Origin of the sequence: Streptomyces sp. NPDC048411 (assembly GCF_040704695.1) — a bacterium.
In the GTDB taxonomy this organism is placed as follows: domain Bacteria; phylum Actinomycetota; class Actinomycetes; order Streptomycetales; family Streptomycetaceae; genus Streptomyces.
On sequence record NZ_JBEZKL010000252.1, the window covers coordinates 1 to 4,814 of the forward strand.

Here is a 4,814-nt window from a genome sequence, read left to right on the forward strand (position 1 = left end):
AGACCCGGGCTCCCCTCGCGTACCCGCCGAACGTTCGTCGCCCGAGGAGACACCCCGGAGGGGCCCCGGACCACCACCCACCCGACAAGGCGACGGGGCCACCAGGGGCCAGACGCACACATCAAGCCCGTCCGGCGCTTGAGGACGGAACCCCGCGCCCCGGACCCGGGCACGAGAACCGCACCGCCCGCCCAGGCGCCCCGGACCACCACCCACCGGGCAGGCGACGGCGCCACCAGGGGCCAGACGCACACCCCAAGCCCGCCCGGCGCTTGAGGACAAAACCCCCGCCCCGGACCGGGGCGCCAATGGAGCCCGTCCGGCGATTGAGGGCAAAGACGGCGGCCACTTTCGGGCGTCGGCAATACGAAGTTGTTTCGCAGCCCCCAAGGGGGCACTGCGCACAGGTGCGGGCCCACTACCCTTGAGGGGTGACTATTCGCCTGTACGACACCAGCGCCCGGCAGATCCGTGACTTCGTCCCGCTCACAGCGGGCTGTGTCTCGATCTACCTCTGTGGCGCGACCGTCCAGGCCGCCCCGCACATCGGGCACATCCGGTCCGGGCTGAACTTCGACATCATGCGCCGCTGGTTCGCCTACCGCGGCTACGACGTCACGTTCATCCGGAACGTCACCGACATCGACGACAAGATCATCGGGAAGTCGTCCGAGCAGGGCCGCCCCTGGTGGTCGATCGGGTACGAGAACGAGCGCGCGTTCAACGACGGCTACGACGCGCTCGGCTGCCTCCCGCCCACCTACGAACCGCGCGCCACCGGCCACATCACCGAGATGGTCGAGATGATGCGCGGCCTGATCGAGCGCGGTCACGCCTACGAGGCCGACGGCAACGTCTACTTCGACGTGCGGTCGTTCCCCGGCTATCTGGAGCTCTCCAACCAGGACCTGGACGACCTGCGCCAGCCGTCCGGCGAAGGCGAGACCGGCAAGCGCGACCAGCGCGACTTCGCGATGTGGAAGGCGACCAAGCCGGGCGAGCCCAGCTGGGAGACCCCGTGGGGCCGCGGCCGCCCCGGCTGGCACCTGGAGTGCTCCGCCATGGCGCACAAGTACCTCGGCACCGCCTTCGACATCCATGGCGGCGGCATCGACCTGATCTTCCCGCACCACGAGAACGAGATCGCCCAGGCGAAGGCCTACGGCGACGAGTTCGCGAAGTACTGGGTGCACAACGGCTGGGTCACCATGTCCGGCGAGAAGATGTCGAAGTCTCTCGGCAACTCGGTGCTCGTCAGCGAGATGGTCAAGGCGTGGCGCCCCATCGTGCTGCGCTACTACCTCGGCACCCCGCACTACCGGTCGATGATCGAGTACAGCGAGGAGGCGCTGCGCGAGGCGGAGTCCGCGTTCGCGCGGATCGAGGGCTTCATCCAGCGGGTCATCGAGAAGGCCGGCGGCGAGGTCGTGGCCGCCTCCGAGGTGCCGCCCGCGTTCGCCGAGGCGATGGACGACGACCTGGGCGTCCCGCAGGCGCTCGCGATCGTCCACACCACCGTCCGGCAGGGCAACTCCGCGCTCGCCGCCGACGACAAGGAAGCGGCGGTCGCCAGGCTCGCGGAGGTCCGCGCGATGCTCGGCGTCCTCGGCCTCGACCCGCTCGACGAACACTGGGCGGGCGAGAGCGACCGCGGCGAGGATCTGCACGGGGTCGTCGACTCGCTCGTACGCCTCGTCCTGGACCAGCGCCAGTCGGCCCGCGACCGCAAGGACTGGCCCGCCGCCGACGCCATCCGCGACCAGCTCAACCAGTCGGGCCTCGTCATCGAGGACAGTCCGACGGGCCCACGGTGGACGCTCGGCCCGCGCCAGTAGGCCGTCCGTGTGCCGCCCGGCGTTCCGGGCGGCACACTTTCATTACGTACGCACGTCTGAAGCAACGAAACAGGTAGGTCATGGCCGGGAACAGCCAGCGCAGGAACCGCCGCACGTCCAACAAGAAGGGCATGCAGGTTGGCAGCGGTGGGCAGCGTCGCCGTGGCCTGGAAGGCAAGGGACCGACGCCGCCCGCCTCCGCCCGTAAGGGACACAAGAAGAACCGGGTGGCGAACGCCCAGGCCCGACAGGCCGCTGCCCGCCGACCCGCCCCGCGGCGCGGTGGCGCCAAGGGCACGTCCGAGATGGTCGTGGGCCGCAACCCGGTCTACGAGGCGCTGCGCGACGGCGTCCCGGCGACCACTCTGTACGTCCAGCAGTACATCGACAACGACGAGCGGGTGCGCGACGCGCTCCAGCTCGCCAGCCAGCGCGGCAACATCAACCTGATGGAGGCGCCGCGCCCCGAGCTCGACCGGATGACGAACGGCCTGAACCACCAGGGCCTCGTCCTGCAGGTCCCGCCGTACGAGTACGCGCACCCGGAGGACCTCACCGCTGCCGCGTACGACAACGGCGAGGACCCGCTGATCGTCGCCCTCGACGGCGTCACCGACCCGCGCAACCTCGGTGCGGTCGTCCGCTCCGTCTCCGCGTTCGGCGGCCACGGCGTCGTCGTGCCGGAGCGCCGTGCGGCCGGGATGACGGCGGGCGCCTGGAAGTCCTCGGCGGGCACGGCAGCCCGTACGCCGGTCTCCCGGGTGACGAACCTGACCCGCGCCCTGGAGGGCTACCAGAAGGCCGGCATCACGGTCGTCGGCCTCGCCGCGGACGGCGAGCACACCGTCCAGGACCTGGAGGCGCTCAGCGGCCCCGTCGTCATCGTCATCGGCAGCGAGGGCAAGGGCCTGGGCCGCCTGGTCGGCGAGACCTGCGACTACCTCGTCCGGATCCCGATGCCGGGCGGCGCGGAGTCGCTGAACGCCGGCGTCGCCGCGGGCATCGTGCTGTACGAGGCGGCCCGGCGCCGCGTCTGACCGGGGCGGCTCCCGGACGGGCCCGAGAGAGGCCGTCCGGGAGCCCGCACCGCCGGACGGCGGCGCAGGGCTCCGACCTCGGCAGACGCGGCGGCACCGACCGCCGTGCGCAACCCGGCCACCGCACCGCCCGGGCCTGTTGACGGGTCTCGGACACATCGGGGCCGTCAAGGCAGTGTCCTAATCACACATCACTCGGTTAGATGAGTGTGGACACCAGAACGCCTCGGTTCGACGAACTACCCGCCCTGAGCATGGCCAAGGTGGACTGCGACCCAGCGCAGGTCATCGTCAACCACGCCAGCTTCCGGGTGCAGCTCGCCCCCGGCCAGCGCGCACGGGTGCGCGGTGCCGCTCCCGCGGGGTCCGCCAGGATCCCCGCCATGAGCGGCAGCGGGGCGGGACGCGGCAGGCGCTCGCCCGTCGTGTGGAGCGGCAAGTCCGCCCCCGGCGACCCCGGCGCCACCGGACTCCTCCAGGCCGTACGGAACTCCACCGCGGCCGGCCTCGACGGCGGGTACGGCCCGTACGGCGACGAGTTCGGCGGCGGCTCGGGGGCCACCCAGGTCATCCCGCGCCTGGACGAAACCCAGCCCACTCCCATCATCCCCGCCCCCCAACGGTCCGGCGGCCGCCACGTCAAAGGCCCGCTGCTGCCCCCGATGCGACAGGCGGTCGGCGCCTACGACGCCGTCGACACCGGCCGGTACGACCATGAGCCTTACGAGGACGACGAGTTCGACGAGACCGTCGGGAGCAGGTCGCAACGGCACAGCGCCGACACCGTCCGGCACGCGTACTACCCCGGCCGCCGGATGAACCTCGGGGTCGTACTCCTGCCGATGCGGGTGTTCCTCGGCTTCATCTCCATCTGCGCGGGCATGGGCAAGCTCTGCGACCCCGTCTACTTCGACGGCGGCGAGCACGGCTCCATGGTCAAGTGGCTGACCTCGCTGCACCCTTGGGGACTCGCCGAACCGCTGCGGGACTTCGCACTCTCGCACCCGGTCGGGGCCGGACTCACCGTCGCCTTCCTCCAGGTCGTCGTCGGCGTCCTCACCGTCCTCGGCCTCTGGCAGCGGGTCGCCGCCTCGGTCGGCGCCCTGCTCTCCGCCGCGCTGCTCGTCACCGTCAGCTGGCGGACCGTCGCCGTCTACGACGCGCCGGACATCATCTACCTCGCCGCGTGGAGCCCGCTCCTCATCGCGGGCGCCCCCGTCTACTCCGTCGACGGGCGCCTGGCCGGTGAGGCGTGGCGCAGGCTCGGCCCGCGCTCCGCGATCTGGGACCTGCGCCGCCGGGTGCTGCGCCGCGGCGCCGTCGTCGCCACCGTCGTCGTCGGGCTCACCCTGCTCATCGGTTCGATGCTCGGCGGCGCCGTCCGCTCCTCCGAGGTCGTCACCGTGCCCGGACCGAACGACAACCCGACCAACCAGCTCCCCGGCTCCCCGCTCCCGCAGGAGTCGGGCAAGGGCAGGACCTCGCACAGCCCCGCCGGGCAGAAGCCCTCCCCGGCGCGCTCCAGCGCCGCTGCCACGCCCTCCGCACAGGCGTCCACGCCCGGCACGGACAGCGTCCGCGAGTCCGGCCGGGCCGGCGGCATGGGCGCCGGACAGCCCAGCCAGACACAGGGCGCCGGGCAGCAGCCCCCGCAGCAGACGACCCCGCAGCAGCAGCCCCCGACGACCAGCGCCGGACCGAGCTCCTCCGGCTCCACCGGCACGGGCGGCGGCTCCACCAGCGGTGGTTCGACCGGCGGCAGCTCCACGGGCTCGACGTCCGGCGGCACGTCGGGCGGCGGCCGCAACCCGATCGGCGGCCTGTTCGGCTGAGCCGCACACCACGCGGGAGGGGCGTGACCAGGCTTCGGGAGGACGGGGTGAAGTCCCTGGCCGACCGGCTGCGGTCCTTCTCCGGCGCCGACGGTCTGCCTCCCGGCTCC

3 protein-coding genes are annotated in these 4,814 nt (G+C 72.4%); all 3 read left to right on the top strand.

What is annotated here, in order from left to right:
* Positions 1 to 431 precede the first annotated feature (431 nt).
* The 3 genes from cysS (at position 432) to AB0915_RS38295 (ending at position 4,704) form a co-directional block, all read left to right on the top strand.
* Positions 432 to 1,835: a cysteine--tRNA ligase gene (cysS, locus tag AB0915_RS38285; protein ID WP_366135116.1), complete on the top strand. Its 1,404-nt coding sequence runs from the start codon at positions 432 to 434 to the stop codon at positions 1,833 to 1,835.
* Between the two features lie 80 nt (positions 1,836 to 1,915).
* Positions 1,916 to 2,872: a 23S rRNA (guanosine(2251)-2'-O)-methyltransferase RlmB gene (gene rlmB / locus AB0915_RS38290; RefSeq protein ID WP_366695902.1), complete on the top strand. Its 957-nt coding sequence runs from the start codon at positions 1,916 to 1,918 to the stop codon at positions 2,870 to 2,872.
* Positions 2,873 to 3,075: 203 nt separating this feature from the next.
* Positions 3,076 to 4,704, top strand: a complete 1,629-nt coding sequence (locus AB0915_RS38295) for a DoxX family membrane protein (protein WP_366695904.1) — start codon at positions 3,076 to 3,078, stop codon at positions 4,702 to 4,704.
* Positions 4,705 to 4,814 lie beyond the last annotated feature (110 nt).

Bases quoted from the DNA above. Each gene is read 5' to 3' on its own strand.
- rlmB (WP_366695902.1), top strand. From the start codon at position 1,916: ATGGCCGGGAACAGCCAGCGCAGGAACCGCCGCACGTCCAACAAGAAG.
- AB0915_RS38295 (WP_366695904.1), top strand. From the start codon at position 3,076: ATGAGTGTGGACACCAGAACGCCTCGGTTCGACGAACTACCCGCCCTG.